The organism is Corallococcus exiguus (assembly GCF_009909105.1).
Classification (GTDB): domain Bacteria; phylum Myxococcota; class Myxococcia; order Myxococcales; family Myxococcaceae; genus Corallococcus; species Corallococcus exiguus.
Map to the genome: position 1 here is coordinate 844985 of NZ_JAAAPK010000001.1, position 20608 is coordinate 865592.

Here is a 20608-nt window from a genome sequence, read left to right on the forward strand (position 1 = left end):
CTGTATTTCCAGAAGAAGGACGTCCCGGGTGCTCCCGGCAATTACTTGCGCGGTGGAGGTGAATCGCGCAGCAACGGCTGGCCCTGGCGCAGATGTCTGGCCAGCGCGGCGTAGGAGCCCTGCTGGTATCGGCTCCAGGCCTCGGGGTGCAGCAACTGCTCCAGCGCCCCTGCGATGACCTGGGAGTGTCCTTGGAGGTGCGTGTCCGCGTGGACCTGGTCCACGGCGTCCGCGCGGTCGTCGGCCACCACCGCGCGAGCCGTCAGCGTGTCCGCGTAGGTTGAGTAGTCGTTGTAGTAGGTCCAGGCCCCGCCGCGCAGGGTGAGGCTTCCCAGCGCGACCAGCTCGCCGTGGAAGAGGAGGTTGTCCGCCTGGATGGAGCCGCCCGCGAAGAGCAGGGCGTAGTCGAATCCTTCGTGGATGATGTTGCCCTCCACCACCAGGTCCCCCGCGACCAGCAGGCGGGACTGGTCCTCCAGGAGGAGGTGGCCCTTCACGTGGACACGGCCCTCTTCGAAGACGAGGTCCGTTCCCTCCGTCAGCGTCAGGTCTCCGTCCACCTGCTTCGTCGTGGCGGAGGCTGGGAGTCCGGCCTTGAGCTGGGCCCGCTTCCCGGCCGTCCCGCAGGGCTCGTGGAGCGAGGCGTGTTCCATCAACTTCTGAAGCAGTGACATGGTGGGACCCTGTTCGGTGGAGGGTCCTGGCTCTAAGTTCTTGAGCCATGAACGTCTACGAGATTCGCGGTGCCTTCGGTCTGGACAACCTGGTGCGCGCGGAGCGGCCGGACCCCGTGCCTGGACCCTTCCAGGTGCGCGTGCGCGTGAAGGCCACGAGCCTCAACTCGCGCGACCTGATGATGGTGGAGGGCCGCTACAACCCTCGCCAGAAGCTGCCGCTGGTGCCCAACTCAGATGGCGCGGGCGTGGTGGACGCGGTGGGGCCGGGCGTCACCCGCGTGAAGCCAGGCGACCGGGTGATGACGCTGTTCGCGCAGGGCTGGCAGGCCGGTGAGCCGACGAAGGCCATCACCGCCACCACGCTGGGCGGGCCGCTGGATGGCGCGCTCGCGGACACGATGCTCCTGCACGAGGACGGCGTGGTGCTCACGCCCGCGTACCTCACCGACGAGGAGGCCGCCACGCTGCCGTGCGCGGCGGTGACCGCGTGGAGCGCGCTCGTCACTCAAGGTGCGCTCAAGGCCGGGGACACGGTGCTGGTCCAGGGCACGGGCGGCGTGTCCATCTTCGCGCTGCAGATTGCCCGGCTGTTCGGCGCGCACGTCATCGCCACGTCCAGCCGCGACGACAAGCTGGAGCGGGCCCTGAAGCTGGGCGCGCAGGAGGGCATCAACTACGTCACCACCCCGGACTGGGAGAAGGCGGCGCGCACGCTCACCGGAGGCGTGGGCGTGGACCACGTGGTGGAGGTGGGCGGCTCGGGGACGTTCGAGAAGTCACTCAAGGCGCTGCGCGTGGGCGGCACCGTGTCCGTCATCGGCGTGCTGTCCGGCGGGGCGGGCTCCGTGTCCCTGGTCCCCATCCTGATGCAGAACCTGCGCGTGCAGGGCGTGTTCGTGGGCCACCGTCAGTCCTTCGAGGCGCTGACGCGCGCGTTCACGCTCCATGACGTCCACCCGGTGGTGGACCGCGTGTTCCCCTTCGCGGAAGCGCGCGCCGCCTTCGAGCACATGAAGCAGGGCGCGCACTTCGGGAAGATTGTCATCAAGGTGAGCTGACCCACGCGAAGTGGAAGTGGGCCTCCACCGTGGGCGTGGTGGTGCCCTTGGGCATGGGCGGGAAGGGCGCCGCCTTCTTCACCGCGGCGAGCGCGGCGGCGTCCCAGGCCTTGGCGCCGGATTCGGTGAGGATGGCGGTGGAGATCAGCTTGCCGTCCTTGTCGAGCACGGCCTGGACGATGGTCTTCTTGCCCAGGGCCGGCGTGCCCTTGGGGCCCGGCTGCTTCCAGGCCTTCGCCACCCGCTGGAAGGCCTGCTGCTGGTAGGTGGGGCTGTCCACCGAGCCCTGGAAGTACGTCTGGAGCTGGGGACTGCCGCTCGCGGCCAGGGCCCCGGAAGCGAGGGCCAGCGCGAGCACCACCACGGCGGTTTTCGGGATGCGGAGCATGGGCCGAATATAGGGCCCGCTCAGCTCCTCGGCTGGGGGCCTCGGGGGGGGAGGGGCTTCGCTTCGGGGGGCTTGCCCACGCCCTTCTCCGGCTGCCAGGACAGGTCGTACACGGCCGCGTCGCCCGCGGCCCTCATCAGCACCACGGAGGCGCCATGCGCGCCGCTCATCTCCAGGCCGGCGGAGAAGAGGCCCCGGTAGAAGCCGGCGATCACCACCGGGCGGCAGGTGAGCACGTAGCGCGTGGGCCCCGTCTGCTCCAGCCGCGCCTCCAGGTAGTTGGTGCCCGTGCGCAGGTTGCGCGTCATCCGCTCCAGCATCCGGTGCGGCCCCAACAGCCGCACGCCCGCCAGGAGCGCGCTGCCAATGAGCGTGGACCCGTAGCCCTCCAGGAAGCGCCGGCCCACCACCTCCGCGCCGTCGTCCAGCGTGGCCGCGGGCGCGAGCACGGACGACGCCAGCTTCAGCGACTCCACCCACACCTCCAGGGGATAGGCCACCGCCAGCTTCCCGCGAGGGTCGATGCCGGCGTCGCGCAGCTGCCGCGCGCAGGGCTCGTCCAGGTGGTCACCCAGGGCGCGAATCAGCCCTTCGAAGCTCTGCTGGAAGACAAGGCGTTCGGGGGTCGTCGGCATGTCCTCCCACGCTACCCGCGTGAGCGGGGCCGCCTCAACCCGGTAGGTTCCCAGTTCTCAAGAACATGACGCGGAGTGTTCGAAAACGCAGTGCGGCACGCGGCCCGACGGGTCGGCCGACGCGGTTCGACGCGTCGAAAGGGGGGGCCGGAGCGACTCCTCCGAGGGAGCGGGGCGTGGCATCGCGGTTGCTTTGGGGGAGGAGGCGTCACCTCAACCCACCTAGGAGCAAGACCATGGGCACTCCCTCCGTGATTTTCGTCGCCAACAACACCAGCGGTGCCAACTGGCTGCCGGGCACTCCCACCATCGACCACGGGGCCCTCAGCCCGTCGACGCCGCCCAACGTGTCGACGCAGGGGGGACCGCAGAACCTGTTCACCGCGGAGCCCAACTGGGGGCTGATGGGGGACGAGGGAGCCGTGACGTACTCGTGCGGCGCCAGCCCGTCGACGGACCAGTTCGTGCTGTGGTGGGACAACCGCTGGTCGCACGCCTCCGGCCCGGGCGTCATCGCGAAGAGCGCCAACTACGACATCTCCTCCACGGTGTCGTTCAGCCAGGGCTCCGGCAACTACACCGTCACGGTGAGCCTGGCGCCCAAGGCGGCGAAGCGCTGACGGCGCGGGAAGCCGGGAGCGGGTGCGGTAGGGTCGTGGGCCATGCCGCACGACCCCCTCGCCGATGTCTCCACGGCCGCGATGAAGGAGCGCGGAGGCTCGCGGGTGGCTCCCCGCGCCGTGCCCGCGCTGACGGTGGTGTCCCATCCGGTGCCCCGGCGCGTGGGGGAGCGGCTGCTGTTGGACGCGGTGGTGGCGGGGCGGACCCTGGCCCTGTCTCGCAACGCGCCGGACTTCGCGAAGCCGGGCAGCTCGCTGGGGCTGCCGCTGGCGGATCCGTTCGTGAGCCGCAAGCCGCTGGAGCTCTCCGCTCTGCCGGATGGGGGCGTACGCCTGACGGTGCCGGAGGATGGCACGCACGTGGTCGCGGCGGGCGTGCTGCTCCAGGGCGCGAGGGACTTCGGGCCGGCGGAGTTGATGGACGGAGTGGCGCTGGAGCTGTCGGGCCGCGTGGTGCTGCTGCTGCACACGGTGGAGCTGGACGGCGAGGGCATGGCGGACACGCCTGGCATGGTGGGCGAGAGCGCGGGCCTGCGTCGGCTGCGCAAGCACATCGAGCGGGTGGCGGACCTGGACGTGTCGGTGCTCATCCGGGGCGAGACGGGCACGGGCAAGGAGCTGGTGGCGCAGGCCATCCACCGGCTGTCACCGCGCCGGGAGGAGCGCTTCGTCAGCGTCAACCTGGGAGCCATCCCCAAGGAGCTGGCGGCGGCGGAGCTGTTCGGTTCGCGCAAGGGCGCGTACTCCGGAGCCACCCAGGACCGCGAGGGCTTCTTCCGCGCCGCGCACGGGGGCACGCTGTTCCTGGACGAGGTGGGCGAGGCGCCGCCGGAAGTGCAGGTGATGCTCCTGCGCGTGTTGGAGACGGGGGAGCTGTACCCCGTGGGCGCCAGCCAGCCGGTGACGGTCGACGTGCGGCTCATCGCCGCGACGGACGCGCACCTGGAGGATCAGATCCGCGACGGGCGCTTCAAGGCGCCGTTGCTGCACCGGTTGGCGGGCTACGACCTGCGCGTCCCCGCCCTGCGCGAGCGGCGCGAGGACGTGGGCCGGTTGTTCTTCCACTTCGCGCGCGAGGAGCTGGCGGCGCTGGGAGAGGCGGCGCGGCTGGACACGGAGGATCCGCACGCGGAGCCGTGGCTGCCCGCGGCGCTGGCGTCGCGGCTGGTGCGGGCGGCGTGGCCGGGGAACATCCGGCAGCTTCGCAACCTCACGCGGCAGCTGGTCATTGGAAGCCGGGGGCAGGCGCGGCTGCAGGTGGATCCACAGCTGGACGAAGCGCTGGGCGCTGCGGCCTCCGGTGCCGTGGCACCTGCTCGGGATCCGGCGGCGATGCCCGCGGGGGCTCCGGAGGCGCGCGAGGTGGCGGTGCCCCGGCGCAAGCCGTCGCAGGTGACGGAGGCGGAGCTGCTGGCCGCGCTGCGGGCGAGCGCGTGGGACCTGAAGGCCACGGCGGACGCGTTGGGCATTCCGCGCCCGTCCGTCTACGACCTCATCGAGCGCAGCCCGAACCTGCGCACCGCCGGGGACCTGGGCGCGGACGAAATCACCCGCTGCTTCGAGGCCTGCGGCGGCGACCTGGACGCGATGGTGCGCACGCTGGAGGTGTCGAAGCGCGCGCTGGGGCGGCGGCTGAAGGAGCTGGGGCTTACGGCGAAGGGGACGTGAGCAGCGGACCCGCCGCGTGGCACGCTAGATGCTGAGCCGTCGTCCGTTCTCATCCTCCTGGAGGTCTCCCATGCGAAGCCGCGTCCTCTTTCCGCTGTGCCTCACCGGGCTGCTGCTGGCCTGTGCCAGCGGTGGTACCCGTCCCCCCTCCTCCGAAGCAGGATCGTCCGACAGCGGGCCGGTGCAGCCCTGCGCGGTGAACCCGACGCCTCCCCAGGCGGACGTGCTGGTGACCATCACCGCCAGCACGGACGGTAAGGTGCACTTCAGCAGCACGACGGTGAAGGCGCTGCCCGGGCAGACGGTGGGCTTCGTGTCCCAGGTGCAGCAGGACCGGTGCATCCGCGTGCATGAAAGCAGTTTCCTCGAGGATGGCTCGAAGAAGAACCCCCTGCTGGTGCGCGCGTGCAAGAGCGAGACGTGGACGCTGAAGTCCGGGGACGAGCCGGGGACGAGAACGTCCCTCTGGTCCTGCCCCACGAGCGACTGCTCGAAGTGCACACAGTCCACGCAGTCCGAGGGCATCCGGCAGACCGTCAACGGCACGCTGGAGGTCACCGGGCGCGGCGAGGACTGAAGCCTGCGCCAGTAGGGCGGACCGCGTCAGGGCTTGCGGGCCCTGGCCGGCCTGGCGGGCTGCCGTGGCGGCGCGGCTGGCGTCACGGTGGTGCTGGTGCTCGCGGTGACGGCCCGGAGCTCTTCGAGGCCGAGCTGGATGTGCCGTGAGAGGTCCTGCGCCTTCGGGTCCTCGAGCCAGCGCTCGAACGCGACCTTGAAGACGGCGATGCCGGCCTCGGCGGCCAGGCTCGCGGTGGGCTCGGTGACGCCGCGCTTTCGAAGCGCGTCCGCGGCAGCCGAGGCGAGAGAGGCCAGCTTGATCAGCTCGCGCTCCCGCAGCTCCGCGTGCGCGGCGAGGAGTGCCTGGCGCGCCCGGGCATGGTCACGGCGGTCCTTGAAGAAGGGAGCCATGGACTCGAGGGCGGCGGCGACCGTATCGAGCGGCGCGGTCTCCTGGGGCGCCTCCGCGATGGTGGAGACGATGCGTTCGTGGAGCGCTTCCGAGCCCCCGAACAGGACCTCCTTCTTGTCGGTGAAGTAGCGGAAGAACGTCCGCTCGGTGAGCCCCGCGCGCGCGGCGATCTCCTCCACCGTCGTCCGGTCGTACCCGTACTCCAGGAACAGGGTTATCGCGGCCTGTGCCAGCCGGTCTCGTGCGTTGGGTTCCCAGCGGCCCATGGGCCCAAGCATAACCTGATTGCAGTCACTGACATCACTTGTTACTAGTGATGTCAGCAGCTGACATCAAGGAGCTTTCCATGCGCGTATTCGTGACGGGTGCGTCTGGTTTCATCGGCTCGGCGGTCGTCCCTGAACTCCTGGGGGCGGGGCATCAGGTGGTGGGCCTTGCCCGCTCGGACGCTTCGGCCCGAGCCCTGGAGGCGGCGGGGGCGGAGGTGCATCGCGGTTCGCTGGACGACCCGGACAGCCTGCGCGCGGGAGCGGCGAAGGCGGACGGCGTCATCCACCTGGCGTTCATCCACGACTTCTCCAACTACGAGGCTTCCATGCGCGCCGACACGCGCGCGATCGAGGCGATGGGCGCGGAGCTCCAGGGCTCCCAGCGGCCCCTCGTCATTGCCTCGGGGATATTTGGCCTCGCGAAGGGGCGTGCCTCCGTGGAGACCGACCCGGCGGCCTCGCAGGGGCGCGGCCTGTCGGAGGATGTGATGATCGCGCTGGCGGCGCGCGGCGTGCGCTCGTCCATCGTGCGGCTTCCGCCGTCGGTCCACGGCAAGGGGGACCATGGCTTCGTGCCGCATCTCATCACCTCCGCGCGCCGGAATGGCATGGCCGTCTACGTCGGGGATGGGGCGCACCGTTGGTCCTCCGTGCACCGGTTCGACGCGGCCCGGCTCTTCCGGCTCGCGCTGGAGCGAGCCCCCGCGGGTTCCAGGCTCCACGCCGTCGCTGACGAGGGCGTGCCCACCCGGGAGATCGCGAGCGTCATCGGCCGCCGGTTGGGGGTGCCGGTCGTCTCGAAGGCGCCAGAAGAGGCGGGCAACTTCCTGGGGGTCCTGGGCATGTTCTTCGGGCGCGATGCCACCGCGTCGAGCGCCCTCACGCGCGAACAGCTCGGCTGGCGTCCCGTCGAGCCCGGGCTCCTGGCCGACCTGGACGACGACCACTACTTCGCGGCGGACACTGGCGCGCTGATGAAGTGAGCGTGACGAAGATGCGCGGGAGCTTCGGCGCCATGGGCAGGCGCTGAAGCCCGGTCATCCGGGACGCATCACCCCGAGGTCTCCCGCTGGCTCACGGCCATCATCGTCGCGAGCATGGTCGCGATGGGCTTGAGGAAGTTCACGTTGTACTCCACCGTCAGGACGGCGGCGTCCACGGGCATCAGGGAGTGCGCCGCGTAGCCACAGGCACTGTCGACGATGGCCGCGTGCAGATAGCCGTGCTGCTGCGTGAGGTCCTCCCGGAGCGGCAGCTCGATGAAGACCTCGCCCGGCGACACCTGGAGCGGCGAAGATGCCGTGCATTCACCAACCCGCGCCAGGCCGTCACTCCGGTGGCTGCTTCGCGAGTGCGCGACGCAGATCATCGCGCAAGATGCTCGCGTCCTTCCACCGGGGGCGCGCGGTGAGCACGGCATCCATGAGTGACAGTCCCTGCTGGAGGTGGGCTCGTGCGTCCGGACCGGAGGCCGTCGCGCCCCATTCGCGAAGGAGCGCGCTGTAGGCCAGGCGCGGATCCAGGTTCTCGGGATCCAGCTCCAGTGCCTTCTGGAAGTCGCTCGCGGCGGCCTGGAAGGACGCGTCTGGTTTCTGTCCCCGCCGGGCCTCCTCGCGAGCCTGGAGCGCCCGCGCTTCTCCCCGCCAGCGCCATGCCTGTGCGAGTGATGGGTTGAGCTTCAACGCACGCTCCAGCGCCTCCGTGGCCTGAGCGAGCGCAGGTCGTGGATCCTTCCCGTGCTTCAGCGCGTACGCGGCCACGGTGTAGTGCACCTGGCCCAGGTTGGCCCACGGCTCCGCGAGTCCAGGCAGCAACGTGGTGGCCTGCTGGAGCTTGGCCTGTGCCTCCTTCGCGCTCGCGGTGGGATCCTGGTCGAGCAGCAGGCGCCAGGTCGCGCGCCACATGCGCACCTCGCCCAGGTTGTTGTGCGCGAAGCCCACCTTGGGCGCGATGGCGATGGCCTGGAGGAAAGCCTGCTCCGCCTGGTCCAACAGGGGCTCTGGTGAGTCTCCCCGGTCCCACGCCTCGCGGGCCTGGTCGAGCAGGATGGTCCCCACGCCGTTCTGGAGCGGCGGCAGCTTCGCGTTGATGGCGACGCCCTGGCGATAGGCCTCCAGCGCGTGGGCGAGTCCTGGCCCCGCGTCGCCGCCGTGGTCTCGCAGGCGCAAGGCGAGCGTGCGGTGCACCTCCGCCAGGTAGAACCACGCGACGACGTGCCCCGGGTCGAGCGTGCTCGCGCGCTCCAGCGCCGTCCGAGCTTCTTCCAGGTCCGTGTCCTTCGACGGTGCGCGCGGATGGTTGGCTCGGTTCACGTAGGCCGTGCCCAGGTTGATCCACGCATCCGGCCGCTTCGCGTCCAGCTCCAACGCCCGCCGGTAGGACGCGATGGCCTGCTGCCGGAAGGGCAGCGAGTCCCCGCCTCGCCCGTCCTCTGAATCCGCCCACACCTTGAAGACGAGCCCCAGGTCCAGGTGGAAGTCGTAGTCGCGCGCGGACTCGGGAATGGACTCGAAGGCGGCGACGGCGGCCCGCAGTTGCTCGCGCGGATCCTCGTTCCGGTCCTGACGGTACCGGGCCCACTGCCACCAACCCATGGCCAGCGCGTGGCGTGCCTCCACCTTCTCGGGAGCAAGCCGCAGCGCCTCCTTCGCCGCGTCGAGCGTGCGCGTGAGGAGCGGCTCCATGTCGCCTCCACTGCTGAGGCTCGCCTGGGCAAGGCTCCGGTGGAGCCGGGCCTCCAGCACCCAGGTGTCCGCTTCATCCGGAGCCGCCGTGCGCGCGCGTGACACGGCCTCCATCCCGCGCGTGTACGCGGGCAGCACGTCGCCCTTGCCGGACAGTTCCAGGAACAGGGCCTCCTGCTCCAGCTCCGCCCGCGCACGGTGCACGGCGGACACACTGCGGCCGATGTCCGCCGCCGCGTCATAGGACCGCCGTCCGGCCTCCAGGTCGTCCCGGGCCGCGTCGCGTTCACTCGCCAGTGCATGGCGCACGGCGCGAGCGAGCAGCACGTCGCCCCGGAGCCGCGGCGCTTCGTGGAACCACGGCAGCCGTGCGCCCAGCGCGTCCAGTGACTTCAGCGCGTCCTCGAAGCGCTCCTGATGGAAGGCGCGAAGGGCCTCCGCGTATTCGGAGGCGGGCACCTCCGCGCCTCGGCCCTGCTCCAGGAAGGCCAGCGCCGGGTCACGGGAGTGCGTCCAGGCTTCGCGCCGCTTCGCCTCGCGGCTGGCCGCGTCCGGGATGCGGTCCGCCTCCAATCGCTCGCGCTGGTAGCGATGGCCCAGCACCAGCGCGAGCGCATACGCCACGCGAGGCTCACGGAAGCCCTTCGCCCAGGCTGTCTCCAGGTGCGTGAGCGCGGACTCCTCGTCCCCCAGCGCCAGGAACCCGCGCCCCAAGGCGTAATGGCCTGGGCCTTCCGCGACGGGACCGGCGTCGCGCATGGAGGCTTCGATGTCGCGCATGCGGGCGCGCATCGCCTCGCGGTCGGGCCGCGTGTCGTGCAGGGGCGCCTGGCCGGAGTAGCGGGCCTGGGCCTCGATGCGTTCGACGCCCTCGGTGAAGCGCCGGGTCAGGGCTTCGCGCCGAGACACCTCCCGCCGGGCCATCACGCCCTGGCCCACGGCGCCCGCCACGGCGAACCCGGTGATGCTCGCGACGACGACGGCGACCCTGTGACGGGCCATCCACTTGCGCACGCGGTACGTGGGGCCCGTGCGCGCGAGCACCCGGTCGCCTTCGAGGAACCGCGTGAGGTCGTCCGCCAGTGCTCGCGCGGATCCGTAGCGCCGCGAGCGGTCCTTCTCCAGACACTTGAGGACGATGGCCTCCAGGTCCGCCGGAATCCCGGCGTCCAGCTCACGCGGACGGCGAGGCTCCTGGGTGGCGATGCGTCCGAGCACCTCCAATCCATTGGCACCCGTGACAGGCGGTTGGCCGGTGAGCAGGTGATACAGCGTGGCGCCCAGACTGTAGATGTCCGCGCGCCGGTCCAGCCGGGTGACCTCGCCCCGGGCCTGTTCGGGGGCCATGTACTGGGGCGTGCCCAGCACGGTACCGGTGGCGGTGGCGGCATCGTCGCTGGACCAGTCGCGCGCCAGGCCGAAGTCCATGACGTAGGGGCGCAGGGCGCCGTCCTCGCCACGCTCCACGAGGATGTTGGAGGGCTTGAGATCACGGTGCACGAGCCCGGCCAGATGGGCCGCGTGCACGCCCAGCGTGGCGTCACGGAGCACGAGCGCCTTCTGCTCCACGGACAGCGTGCCGGCGAGCGTGTGCAGCGGCGCCCCCGCGATGTACTGCATGGCGATGTACGCGCGGCCCTGGACTTCACCGACCTCGTACACGCGGCAGACGCGTTCGTGGTCCACGCGGGCCTGGGCGCGGGCCTCGGAGATGAAGCGGCGGGACAGCTCCGGGTCCTCATCGCGGACGAACTTCAGCGCCACGTCGCGGTGCAGCCGCAGGTCCCGGGCCAGGAAGACGCGGCCCATTCCGCCCTGACCCAGGAAGCGGAGGGGCCGGTAGAGCGTCCAGTGCGGCACCGGGAACGCGGGACCGTCCACCACGGTGGCGGGTACTGCGCCCGGAGGCAGCGTGTCGTCCGCGGTGCCCGGTGGGGCGTTCCTCTCCACCTCCATGCTCCGTCGCAGCGACACGAGCGAATCCCCTGTGAGCCGCCCTCGCTCCACGAGGAGCTGCAACGGGGACACGCCGCGCCGCACCGCCTCCTCGCGCAGGGTGTCTACGTCCTCGCGGGAGAGCAGGCCTTCGGCCAGCGCCATGCGCAGCTCCGCTTCGTTCGCCTCAAGCACGCCAGCACGCTCCCATCGCGCGAAAGCGTACCGGAGCCTCCGTCCCCCACGCACGGCGGCGCGGCACGACTTGCGGTGCCCGGCCGCCCGTTCCCAAGATGCGCGGCATGAGCTCCATGTGGGTCCTGGAAACGCCGCAGCCGCCGCCTGACGCGCGCATCGCCTATGGCGAAGCCCCGCAGCAGTTCACCGAGCTGCGCAAACCCAAGGGTAAGGGCCCGCACCCCGTGGTCCTCTTCGTCCACGGCGGCTTCTGGCGCGCGGAGTACGGCCTGGAGCACGCGGGCCACCTGTGCGCGGACCTGACGAAGCGCGGCTTCGCGACGTGGAGCCTGGAGTACCGGCGCGTGGGCCAGGACGGCGGTGGCTTCCCCGGCACCCTGGAGGACGTGGCCTCCGCGGCGGACCACCTGATGAGCGCGGCTCCGTCGCTGGGGCTGGACCTCTCCAACGTGGTGGCCATGGGCCACTCCGCGGGCGGACACCTGGCCATGTGGCTCGCCGCGCGGCACCGCCTCCCGCCGAAGCATCCGCTCTACCGCGACGCCCCGCTGAAGCTGAAGGGCGTGGTGTCCCTGGCCGGTGTCCTGGACCTCTCGCAGGGCGCCGCGCTGGACCTGGGCAACGGCATCGTGAAGACCTTCATGGGCGGCACCCCAGAACAGGTCCCGGAGCGCTACGCCGTGGCGTCCCCCGCCGCGCTCCAGCCCCTGAAGCTGCCGCAGGTCCTCCTCCATGGCACCGAGGACGACACCGTTCCGCTGAAGGTCAGTGAGGGCTTCCACGCCCGGGGCGTCCAGCAGAAGGACCCCGTGCACCTGGTGCCCCTGAAGGGCGCGGGCCACTTCGAGCTCATCGACCCGCGCTCCAAGGAGTGGCCCCGCGTGGTCCAGGCCGTGAAGAACCTGCGCTGAGCAGCCAGCCAGCCGGGCCCACTGCTCCCCGCCCGGATGGGGGACCGGGGGGAGCACCTTGCGCCCGTTCGCGCCTCCGGATGCGCACCCTGTCCTTCGGTTCGGAAGACCGGGAGGAGCAGACCGCATGGCGACGATGGACGTGATGCGCGGGCCAGGGATGGAGCGGCTGTCGCGCGGCGCGAAGGAAGCCGCGAACCACCCGTGGGCGAAGAAGCTGGGCCGCATGGGCTACGCGGCCAAGGGCTGCGTCTACGCCATCATCGGCGTGCTCGCGCTGAAGCTCGCGGCGGGCGAGGGCGGACGCGCCACGGACAGCCACGGCGCTGTCTCCACCGTAGCGCACGGGCCCTTTGGCATCGTGCTCTTGTCGCTCCTGGCCGTGGGCCTCGTCGGCTACGTCATCTGGAGATTCGCGCAGGCGTTCGCGGACACGGAGGACAAGGGCTCGGACGCGAAGGGCATCGCCACTCGCGCCATGTACTTCGTGAGCGGCGTCATCTACGGCTCGCTGGCGCTGTTCGCCGTGAAGACCGTGGTGGGCGCGTCACAGGGGAAGGGCAAGGGCACCCAGGGCTGGACGGCGACGCTGATGGAGCAGCCCTTCGGCCGCGTCCTGGTGGTGCTGGTGGGGCTGGGCATCGTCGGCTTCGCGCTGAAGCAGTTCCACACGGCGTGGAAGGCGAAGTTCCGGGAGAAGCTCACGCTCACGGGCCTGGCGGCGGCGCATCAGCACCGCGTGGAGCGGGTGTGCCAGTTCGGCATCGCCGCGCGTGGCGTGGTGTTCGCCGTCATTGGCGGCTTCCTGGTGCTCGCGGGCGTGGACGCGAACCCGGGCGAGGCCAAGGGCCTGGGAGAGGCCCTGACCGTCGTCGCCCGCCAACCCGCGGGCGACGTGCTGCTGGGAGTGGTGGCGGCGGGCCTGGTGGCCTACGCCGCCTACCTGTTCCTCCAGGCGCGCTACCGCGAACTCTAGAAGAGGTTCCAGAGGTACTGGTTCGTCACCTCATGGTGGAACTGGATCTCCGCGTCCTTCACGCGGGTTCCCAGCTGCTTGGGGCAACGGTCCGCGGAGGACACCTTCAGCTCCGCGTACTTGCCCTGCACCTGCTCACCCAGCGTCTGCGCGATGAACTGGCTGCCCTTGAAGAAGCGCACCGCGTCGTAGATGTTGTCCGGCAGGAAGCGCGTGCGGCTGCGCTTGGTCTCCGCGTCCTCCTGCGGCTGCGGGCCCTCCAGGCCGGTCTTCAGCAGCGTGAAGAGCACCATGTACGGGTTCGCGTCCGGCGCCACCGAACGGCACTCGACGCGCGCGCTGCGCTCGTTGCCGAACGGGATGCGCACCATGGCGCCGCGGTTGTTCGCGGAGGCCTTGATCTGGTTGGGCGCCTCGTAGTGCGGATCCAACCGGCGGTACGAGTTCACGCTGGAGTTGAGCACCAGGCAGATGTCGTTCGCGTTGTTCAGGATGCGGTCGATGAACTCCCAGCCCATGGACGACAGTCCGTCCTGACCGCCCTTGTCGTAGAAGAGGTTCTTGTTGTTCTTCGACAGCGACATGTTGATGTGCATGCCGTTGCCGTTCACGCCGGTGACGGGCTTGGGCAGGAAGCTGGCCGTCAGCCCCTGCTGCGCGGCGACCTGGCGGCAGAGCAGCTTGTAGAGCTGGATCTGGTCGGCGGCGACCAGCGCCTCGCTGTAGGAGAAGTTCATCTCGAACTGGGAGGGCGCCACCTCCGGGTGGTCCTTCTCGTTCTCGAAGCCCATGGCGCGCTGCGCTTCCGCGGCCTTGTCGATGAAGGTGCGCAGCCCGTCGCCCGGCAGCGCGTGGTAGTAGCCGCCGATGGAGATGAACTCGAACTTGCCCTCTTCGTGGTAGTGGCGCTCGGCGTCACGGCTCTTGAAGAGGAAGCCTTCGATTTCCGGCGCCGCGTGGAACACGGTGCCGTCCTTCTGGAACAGCTGCTCGGTGGCGCGCTTGAGCTGGCCGCGCATGTCCGAGTGGTACGGCGTGCCGTCGCGCTCCAGCACTTCGCAGAACGCGAGCACCTTGCCGGGGCCGAAGATGTCGGACGGCAGCCAGTAGAACGCGCTCCAGTCCACGTTCAGGCGCAGGTCGCTCTCCGCCTGCGCGGAGAAGCCGCGGATGGAGGAGCCGTCGAAGGTGAGGTTGTCCGCGCTCTTGAGGAGGAACTTCTTGTCGTAGTCCAGCATGTGCAGCCGACCTTCCAGGTCGGTGAAGCACACGGTGACGGCCTTGATGCGCTTCTCGTCGGTCAGGTACTTGATCCGCTCCTCGCGAACCTTGTCCGGCGACTCGCGCTTGATGCGCTGGCGCTTCACCTTGAGGTTGAGTTCCTCCAGCTCGTCGTAGGGAATCTCCAGGAAGTCCCGCAGCGGCTTCTGCTCCATGGTCCTGCCTCCAGGCGTGTCCCCGGTTCCGGAGTACCGGCGGGAACATCAAAATCGCGGTCGCAGGTATTTACATTCCGCGACCCGAAATCAAGCCTAATTTAGGCGGACTGAAGGCTAAAGGTCTTGTCGGGTCGCGCACGGACGCCTGAACGTCAAGGGACGGGGTGTCTGACGCCCCGGCCAGTGGACACTGCGCGCCGCGCTGCGTTGGTCGCGTGTCCGCATTCGGACGCGGGCTACGGGAGGGGGACGAGCCCCTGCTCGGGCAGGGCGGTGCCGGCGGGCCACAGCACGTACGCGGCGCCCCGGGAGTGCTGCCAGGCACGCCACAGCTCGGCGCGGGGGTAGGTGGCGTGGGTGGTTTCGTTGGAGCCGAAAGCAGGGTCGTTGACGACGACGTCGCCGGTGTCGGTGAAGCCCTTCACGACGATGAGGTGGCCGTCGGTGCGGCGGGAGGCGCCGCCGGGAAGCTCTCCGGGTTCGTAGGCGATGCTGATGCTGACGGGGATGCCGGCGGCGACGAGGCGCTCCACGGGGGCGAACGAGTCGAAGCGGGCGACGAGTCCGTGCAGGGCGCCGTTGGACATGCTGGCGGCGTAGGCGGTGTTGAAGCTCCAGTTGCCGGTGCCCTTGTAGACCCAGTCATAGGTGTGGGCGGCGGCGGTGGGCACGGGGTGTTCCAGGTCCGCGCGGCCCAGCTTCCGGCTCCAGTAGCCGAGCAGCATGGTGGTGGACGTGGGGGAGCACCAGACCTCGCCGCCGTCGGGGTAGATCATCTGCGAGTAGCCCGGCACGTCGAGCACGACGCCCCACCCGGTGCGGTCCGACGTGGCGTCCTGGGGCTTGAGGCGCGTATCGGTGACGGCGGCGGCGAGCGCACGGACGCGAGGGCTGATGTCAGGGCGTTCGGAGAAGAGGTGGACGGTGACGCGCAGGGCGTCCGCGCGGCGCTTGAGGTTGAGGGTGTCGGTGAGGACGTTGCCGTCGGCGTCGCCCTGGTTGTCCACGCTGTGGCGCGCGACGGTGGTGGTGTCGAAGGCCCAGACGCCCAGCTCGTAGTCCTTGGTCCAGGTGCCTTCGATGCGGGCGGAGACGGTGAGCTTCACCCAGGTGCCGGGAGGCGTCTGCGCGTCGAAGGACGGCACCACGCTGTCGAAGCCACCGGGGACGGACTGGACTTCAGAGGTGGCGGTGCCAACGCGGAAGGAGCCGCCGTTGTAGAAGCTGCCGCCGTCCAGCCAGCCGCCCGCGGGGAACGGGTCGGTGCCGTCTTTCGCAGTGGTGGGGTCCAGCTCCAGCGCGCCTTCCGCGGTGACGCGCGTGCCGTCACGGGAGAAGCGCGAGAGGTCGCCTGACACGGACGTCTTCTGCCACAGGCGCGCGGGCGAGCCGGCCTCCGGAGACGACGTGTCCGGCGGGGCCGACGGCGGCGAGGAGGCGCAGCCCCAGATGCAGGTGGCCAGCAGGACAGCGGAGAGGACGCGAGCGCGGGCGTTCACGGGAGCGAGTTTCGCAAACGCTCATGCGTGGGCTCAAGTTGGATTCCTGGAAAGTCGAGCCGGGCAGACAGATTCGGGTCCATGCGCTGGAATGTCAGACGTGGTTGGTAGAGCGCTGGGCGCGACCCGGTGGGGTCACCGCGATGACCCAAGCCTCTATCTATACGGTTGAGTTCTACGAGGAAGCGAATGGCTCCTCGCCCGTCTTCAAATGGATGACCGAGGAACTCTCTCCAGCGCAGCGACGCGCTGTGACCGCGGCGTTGGAGGAGCTTGTCGCGCCAATGGGCCCCGACATCGTGGGCACCGAATTCGGCAAGAACCTGGGAGGCGGCGTCATCGAACTGCGCTTGCGGCAAGATGCGGCGCAACTCCTGAAACGCGTTGGCAAACCGCCCAGGGCGCCTCATCCGGAGGACATGGGCGAGGAGATTCTCCTTCGCCTCTTCTTCCATCCGCATGGGCGCAAGCGGGCCTTGGTGCTCCACGGCTACGACAAAGGGCGCAACCCGTCCAAGCGATACCAGCAGCAGCAGATTGCTATCGCTGAGGCTCGACTGGTCCGATTCAAACAGCGCGAGAAGCATCGGAACAAGGGAGCAGGGAAGCCGAAGGACGGGAAGTAGCGGTTGTTCATCATGGGTTATAGGAATATTGTTCTGGCTGGAGGCTTCGTGCGCACCCTCAAGGACCTGACTGCTTTCGTGGAGAAGGAAGCTGCGGATGAGGGGCCTGCCGCTCAAGCGGAGCTTCAGGCCCAGCGTGACCGTTTCCGTATCGCCCGGGAGTTGGCCATGCTGCGGAAGGCGCAGGGCCTGACGCAGGCGCAGCTCTCCGTGAGGGCCGGCGTGCCCCAGAGTGAGATCAGCAAGATTGAGTCGGGAAAAGCGAACGCCACCGGGCTGACGCTCTTCCGGATGGCCCATGCGATGGGCCACATGTTCCGGCTGGAGCCCGTGGGAAGCGCCGTGGCTCCCGCTCGGCCCCGCCGCTCCGTCGCCGCGAAGAAGGGCCGCGCCGTGCGGAAGGGGTCGACCCGGTCACGCGAACTCGAGCCCGCGTGACTGGCGTGCTGGCTCAGGGGGGCGCGCCGGGTGGGCCACACGTCTCCTCGCCGCCTTGGAGCACGTGGCTTTCCATCTCACGGACCTCTCCGGACTCGGACACATGGAGGACGTGCTGCGTGATGGGGAGGTCCCGGTCGCATTGGATGCCCCGGAATCCGATGACGTCGAAGCTGCCGTCCGCGTTCGCCTTCACGCCCCCCTGGCTTACGTCGTAGCAGAGGAAGTCGTAACCCATCGCGTAGACCATGAGGACGGCCTCCTGCTCCGTGTCGATGGTCCCCAGCACCTCCCGGACGGAGGCCGACGTGGAGTGGGTCCGCACCTGGTCTCCCTGCGTCGTGAGCAGGAAGCGGTAGGAGCAGGCTCCTGCGACACAGGAGGAGTGGAAGCCTTCGGACGGCCGTGCCGCATCCACGGCGGCCTGACATGCGGGGACGTCGGTGGCTGTCGCGCAGGCCTGCCCCCAGGAGGCGATGCTGCCGGAGGCCGGGCCCGTCGATGGAGCCGGATCGCGCGTGCTGCGGACCTGGACCGCATCCAGTCCCGCCGCGGGACGAAGGCTGTCGAAGAGCGGATGGCGGCTCCACCAATACGAGCAGTCGACCTGCCTGTATCCGTCCGTGTCCGCCGAGGAATCACAGCCGGCCAACAGCAGCGTCATGCCCACCAGGGCTCGTGAGAAGAAGCGACTCACGCCCAGAGGTCCTGTTCCAGCGTGTCCAGCAGTGCCAGGGCCGTCTCCGGCGTGGGCATGCCCGCTTCCGTGACGATGCTCGCGTCGAGCGGTACCGCGACGTCCCGGCGCAGGAGTGCCACCGCGCGCTTCTGTGCCTCGCGCAGCGTTGCACGCTCCTCCGCGGACAGGCGCGTCCGGGCCCACTGGTCGATGTCCCAGGACAGCGCCGCGTGTCGCGTCTCATCCTCCGCGATGCGGACCATGGCCTGCCGCACCTCCAGGTCGCGCGCGTGCATCGCCTGGTGGTGCGCGAGCAGCGCGCCGTACGTCTCGCGCACGCAGCCCTCCACGGCGTTCTCCATCGCTACGTCCACGAGTGAGCGCGGCGGCAACTCCTCCACCACCGGACGCTGGGGCGTGCCACCGAAGCGGTGCGCGAGCCGCTCTGTCACCTGGGCGTGCTGGACCTCCTCCATGGCGCTCCTTCGCGCCGCGTCCTGGAGGCCCACGTCCGCGCCGTGCATCGCCAGTTCATCCCGCAGTCGCAGGAACGCGTGCACGGACGCGGCTTCGAGGTGCGCCGCGTTCGCGAAGTAGCGGCCCAGCGCCTCCGGGCTCTCGCAGGCTTCCGCGACCTGGAGCCCCACCGGCCGACGGCCGATGTTGCAGTTGGGGTCTCCCTTCTCCAGGACGCGCTTCTCCTGCTCCTGGAGCTCGCCGGAAGCGGAGACGCGCACCACGTGCTGCGTCAGCTCCGTGCCCGGTCCGCAGGCGTAGCCCTTCGTCGCGACGACGTTGAAGCTGCCATCCGCGTTCTTCTTCACCGCGCCATACTTCTTGTCTCCGCAGAGGAGGGAGTAGCCGGACGCGAAGGTCTTGAGCACCGCCTCCTGTTCCGTGTCGATGGTGCCCAGCACCTGCTGGAGCTCCTCCAGCGTCGCGTGCGTCTTCACCTCGTCACCCCGGGTCGTCACCAGGAAGGACTCGCTGCAGAAGTCCACGCAGACGTGGTGGAAGCCGGAGGTGACGTTCGCGTTCTGCAGCGCGGTCGTGCACGCGGGGACGTCGGTGGCCGTCGCGCAGGGCTCGCCGGAGGAACTCACGTTGACGTAGGTGGAGGGCGCCTGGCCTCCGTTGGGGTTGATGTAGCGGAGCTGCACGAAGTCCTGCTCCGGCGTCAGCGTCAGGTCACTGACGGACAGGCCCTGAACCGTGCACGCGACCTCCGAGTAGTCCTTCAAGTCCACGCTGCCCTCCGAGCCGTCACAGCCCGCCAGCACCAGGGGCGTGGCGAGCGAGGCATGCAGGGCTCGCGAGAAGAGACGGCGCAGTCGATGGATGTTCAAGGGAGGCTCCTGGGAAGGGCGTGTGTCCGGGACCCTGAGCAATGCGGATGCCAGGGCGTCTTCCCTGGGGAGCTCCCCAGGGAAGGCTGAGGGGGACTCGGAAAGTTGAGGGGGACGCGACCTGGGCGCCGCGCTCGCAGGGCGACCTGGAGCCCTACTGGCCGGCAGGGCAGACCGAGTCGCCCTCCTCCAGGACGCGCGTCTCCAGCTCCTCGACCTCACCGGAGCCCTTCACCTTCAGCACGTGCTGGGTCAGCTCCGAGCCCGGCCCGCAGGCATGGCCATTCGTCCCAATGACATTGAAGCTGCCATCCGTGTTCTTCTTCACCGCGCCCTGCTTCTTGTCTCCGCAGAGGAAGGAGTAGCTGGACGCGAAGGCCTTGAGCACCGCCTCCTGTTCCGTGTCGATGACACCCAGCAACCGCTGGACCTCCACACCCGTCGAATACGTCTTCACCTCGTCACCCCGGGTCGTCACCAGGAAGTGGGACCTGGTGCAGCCGCCCTTGCCCTGGCAGCCGAAGTGGAATCCGTCGGTGACGATCGCGTTCTCCAGCGCGGTCTCACACGCGGGGACGTCCGTGGCCGTCGCGCAAGGCTGGCCGGAGGAGCTCAGGCTGAGGGGAGGGGCGGGCGCCTGGCCATCTTCTTTGTAGGAGTCGAAGTAGCGCAGTTGCACGAAGTCCGGTGCCGGCGTCACCGTCAGGCCGCTGACGGAGATGCCCTGGTCCGTGCAAGCGATCTCCGAGTAACCCGTCAGGTCCACGCTGCCCTCCGGTCCGCCACAGCCCGCCAGCACCAGGGGCAGGGCGAGCGAGGCCCGCGAGAAGAGACGACGCAGTCGATGGATGTTCAAGGGAGGCTCCTGGGAAGGACGTGTGTCCGATGGCCTCAGCAATGGGGATGCCAACACCTCCTCACGTGAGGGAGGGCTCGAAAAGTTGAGGGGGTGGGGCCTGGACGCCACGCTGCGCGCATGAGCACGGGTCCGGTCGCGCCCAGGTTCCGCTGGGCGATGGAGGTGCTGTCCCTCGCTCCGGACGCGCGGGTGCTGGAGGTGGGGTGTGGCCATGGCATCGCGCTGGGGCTCGTGGCCTCGCGGCTGCGCGATGGGGGCGTCCTGGGCATCGACCGTTCGGAGAAGATGATCACCCAGGCGCTGCGACGGAACGCGGATGCCGTCCGCGCGGGACATGTCCTGGCTCGCATCGGGACGCTCGCGGAGGTGGACCTGGGGCGCGAGCTGTTCGATGTCGCCTTCGCCATCAACGTCAGCCTGTTCGCGGAGGACGACGTCCGCGTGGAGCTTTCGCGGCTGCGGGAACACCTGCGTCCCGGTGGCGCGCTCTACCTCTTTCATGAAGCGCCCGTCGCCGCTCACGCGAAGCGCTTCGCCATGGTGGCCGCGCGGAGCCTGGAGTCGCAGGGTTTCACCATGCGAACCGTTCCCGCCGCGCCGTCGCGTGCGTGCGTCGTGGGGCAGGCGTCCGGGTAGCGGCACGGCCCCCATCGGGTGGGGAGTGCCGCCGATTTCGAAGCGACCCGCCAGGCAGCCGAAGCGTTTGCCGGATGTCAGACTGAGTGGATAGCGT

At 69.8% G+C, this 20608-nt stretch carries 21 protein-coding genes; 10 read left to right on the forward strand and 11 right to left on the reverse strand.

From position 1 onward, the window contains the following. Window positions 1-41: 41 nt before the first annotated feature. Window positions 42-674: a hypothetical protein gene (locus GTZ93_RS03555; RefSeq protein WP_139923536.1), complete on the reverse strand. Its 633-nt coding sequence runs from the start codon at window positions 672-674 to the stop codon at window positions 42-44. A 47-nt stretch (window positions 675-721) separates the two neighbouring features. On the opposite strand from GTZ93_RS03555, the gene GTZ93_RS03560 reads away from it, so the two are divergent. Further along, window positions 722-1735, forward strand: coding sequence for a zinc-dependent alcohol dehydrogenase family protein (locus GTZ93_RS03560; protein ID WP_120597244.1), 1014 nt, complete (start codon window positions 722-724; stop codon window positions 1733-1735). On the opposite strand, the gene GTZ93_RS03565 is transcribed toward GTZ93_RS03560, so the two are convergent. Together GTZ93_RS03565 and GTZ93_RS03570 are read right to left on the reverse strand one after the other, a co-directional pair. Then, window positions 1722-2123: a TonB family protein gene (locus tag GTZ93_RS03565; protein ID WP_120597243.1), complete on the reverse strand. Its 402-nt coding sequence runs from the start codon at window positions 2121-2123 to the stop codon at window positions 1722-1724. The genes GTZ93_RS03560 and GTZ93_RS03565 overlap by 14 nt on opposite strands. A 20-nt stretch (window positions 2124-2143) precedes the next feature. Further along, window positions 2144-2758 (reverse strand): DUF2378 family protein, encoded by a 615-nt coding sequence (locus tag GTZ93_RS03570; RefSeq protein ID WP_161662644.1) that lies wholly within the window; start codon window positions 2756-2758, stop codon window positions 2144-2146. A 236-nt stretch (window positions 2759-2994) separates the two neighbouring features. On the opposite strand from GTZ93_RS03570, the gene GTZ93_RS03575 reads away from it, so the two are divergent. From GTZ93_RS03575 to GTZ93_RS03585, 3 genes are all read left to right on the forward strand, one after another. Further along, window positions 2995-3378 (forward strand): hypothetical protein, encoded by a 384-nt coding sequence (locus GTZ93_RS03575; RefSeq protein ID WP_121776049.1) that lies wholly within the window; start codon window positions 2995-2997, stop codon window positions 3376-3378. Between the two features lie 42 nt (window positions 3379-3420). Next, the gene (locus tag GTZ93_RS03580; protein ID WP_139916326.1) at window positions 3421-5046 is read left to right on the forward strand and encodes a sigma 54-interacting transcriptional regulator; all 1626 of its coding nucleotides are present in this window, start codon (window positions 3421-3423) and stop codon (window positions 5044-5046) included. 70 nt (window positions 5047-5116) lie between these two features. Next, window positions 5117-5623: a hypothetical protein gene (locus GTZ93_RS03585; RefSeq protein ID WP_139916324.1), complete on the forward strand. Its 507-nt coding sequence runs from the start codon at window positions 5117-5119 to the stop codon at window positions 5621-5623. 26 nt (window positions 5624-5649) lie between these two features. Here GTZ93_RS03585 and GTZ93_RS03590 read toward each other — a convergent pair whose 3' ends face one another. Beyond that, the gene (locus GTZ93_RS03590; RefSeq protein WP_139916322.1) at window positions 5650-6282 is read right to left on the reverse strand and encodes a TetR/AcrR family transcriptional regulator; all 633 of its coding nucleotides are present in this window, start codon (window positions 6280-6282) and stop codon (window positions 5650-5652) included. A gap of 80 nt (window positions 6283-6362) precedes the next feature. Here GTZ93_RS03590 and GTZ93_RS03595 point away from each other — a divergent pair, with 80 nt between their 5' ends. Then, window positions 6363-7268, forward strand: a complete 906-nt coding sequence (locus GTZ93_RS03595) for an SDR family oxidoreductase (protein WP_139916320.1) — start codon at window positions 6363-6365, stop codon at window positions 7266-7268. A gap of 68 nt (window positions 7269-7336) precedes the next feature. On the opposite strand, the gene GTZ93_RS03600 is transcribed toward GTZ93_RS03595, so the two are convergent. Further along, window positions 7337-7654, reverse strand: a complete 318-nt coding sequence (locus tag GTZ93_RS03600) for a PaaI family thioesterase (protein WP_219629051.1) — start codon at window positions 7652-7654, stop codon at window positions 7337-7339. Beyond that, window positions 7614-11099, reverse strand: coding sequence for a serine/threonine-protein kinase (locus GTZ93_RS03605; protein ID WP_257979052.1), 3486 nt, complete (start codon window positions 11097-11099; stop codon window positions 7614-7616). The genes GTZ93_RS03600 and GTZ93_RS03605 overlap by 41 nt, the downstream gene beginning before the upstream one ends. A gap of 107 nt (window positions 11100-11206) precedes the next feature. Between GTZ93_RS03605 and GTZ93_RS03610 the strand changes: the two genes are divergently transcribed. Continuing rightward, complete coding sequence (locus GTZ93_RS03610; RefSeq protein WP_139916318.1) at window positions 11207-12013, forward strand: alpha/beta hydrolase family protein; 807 nt, start codon at window positions 11207-11209, stop codon at window positions 12011-12013. Between the two features lie 127 nt (window positions 12014-12140). After that, a complete protein-coding gene (locus GTZ93_RS03615; protein ID WP_139916316.1) occupies window positions 12141-12989 on the forward strand; it encodes a DUF1206 domain-containing protein in 849 nt (282 codons plus the stop codon). Here GTZ93_RS03615 and GTZ93_RS03620 read toward each other — a convergent pair. Both GTZ93_RS03620 and GTZ93_RS03625 read right to left on the reverse strand, forming a co-directional pair. Further along, entirely contained in the window at window positions 12986-14425 is a 1440-nt protein-coding gene (locus GTZ93_RS03620; RefSeq protein ID WP_120576478.1) for a glutamine synthetase family protein, read from the reverse strand. The two genes, GTZ93_RS03615 and GTZ93_RS03620, sit on opposite strands and share 4 nt — an antisense overlap. Before the next feature lie 239 nt (window positions 14426-14664). After that, a complete protein-coding gene (locus GTZ93_RS03625; protein ID WP_139916314.1) occupies window positions 14665-15927 on the reverse strand; it encodes a C39 family peptidase in 1263 nt (420 codons plus the stop codon). Window positions 15928-16070: 143 nt separating this feature from the next. Between GTZ93_RS03625 and GTZ93_RS03630 the strand changes: the two genes are divergently transcribed. Together GTZ93_RS03630 and GTZ93_RS03635 are read left to right on the forward strand one after the other, a co-directional pair. After that, a complete protein-coding gene (locus tag GTZ93_RS03630; protein ID WP_139916312.1) occupies window positions 16071-16553 on the forward strand; it encodes a hypothetical protein in 483 nt (160 codons plus the stop codon). Between the two features lie 48 nt (window positions 16554-16601). Continuing rightward, complete coding sequence (locus GTZ93_RS03635; protein WP_180946022.1) at window positions 16602-16991, forward strand: helix-turn-helix domain-containing protein; 390 nt, start codon at window positions 16602-16604, stop codon at window positions 16989-16991. 13 nt (window positions 16992-17004) lie between these two features. Here GTZ93_RS03635 and GTZ93_RS03640 read toward each other — a convergent pair whose 3' ends face one another. The 3 genes from GTZ93_RS03640 to GTZ93_RS03650 form a co-directional block, all read right to left on the reverse strand. After that, window positions 17005-17688: a hypothetical protein gene (locus tag GTZ93_RS03640; RefSeq protein WP_139916309.1), complete on the reverse strand. Its 684-nt coding sequence runs from the start codon at window positions 17686-17688 to the stop codon at window positions 17005-17007. Further along, complete coding sequence (locus tag GTZ93_RS03645) at window positions 17685-19016, reverse strand: ferritin-like domain-containing protein (RefSeq protein ID WP_139916308.1); 1332 nt, start codon at window positions 19014-19016, stop codon at window positions 17685-17687. Before GTZ93_RS03645 ends, GTZ93_RS03640 begins: the two co-directional genes overlap by 4 nt. 154 nt (window positions 19017-19170) lie before the next feature. Continuing rightward, window positions 19171-19872, reverse strand: coding sequence for a hypothetical protein (locus tag GTZ93_RS03650; protein ID WP_139916307.1), 702 nt, complete (start codon window positions 19870-19872; stop codon window positions 19171-19173). Window positions 19873-19992: 120 nt separating this feature from the next. On the opposite strand from GTZ93_RS03650, the gene GTZ93_RS03655 reads away from it, so the two are divergent. After that, a complete protein-coding gene (locus GTZ93_RS03655; protein ID WP_139916305.1) occupies window positions 19993-20511 on the forward strand; it encodes a class I SAM-dependent methyltransferase in 519 nt (172 codons plus the stop codon). Window positions 20512-20608 lie beyond the last annotated feature (97 nt).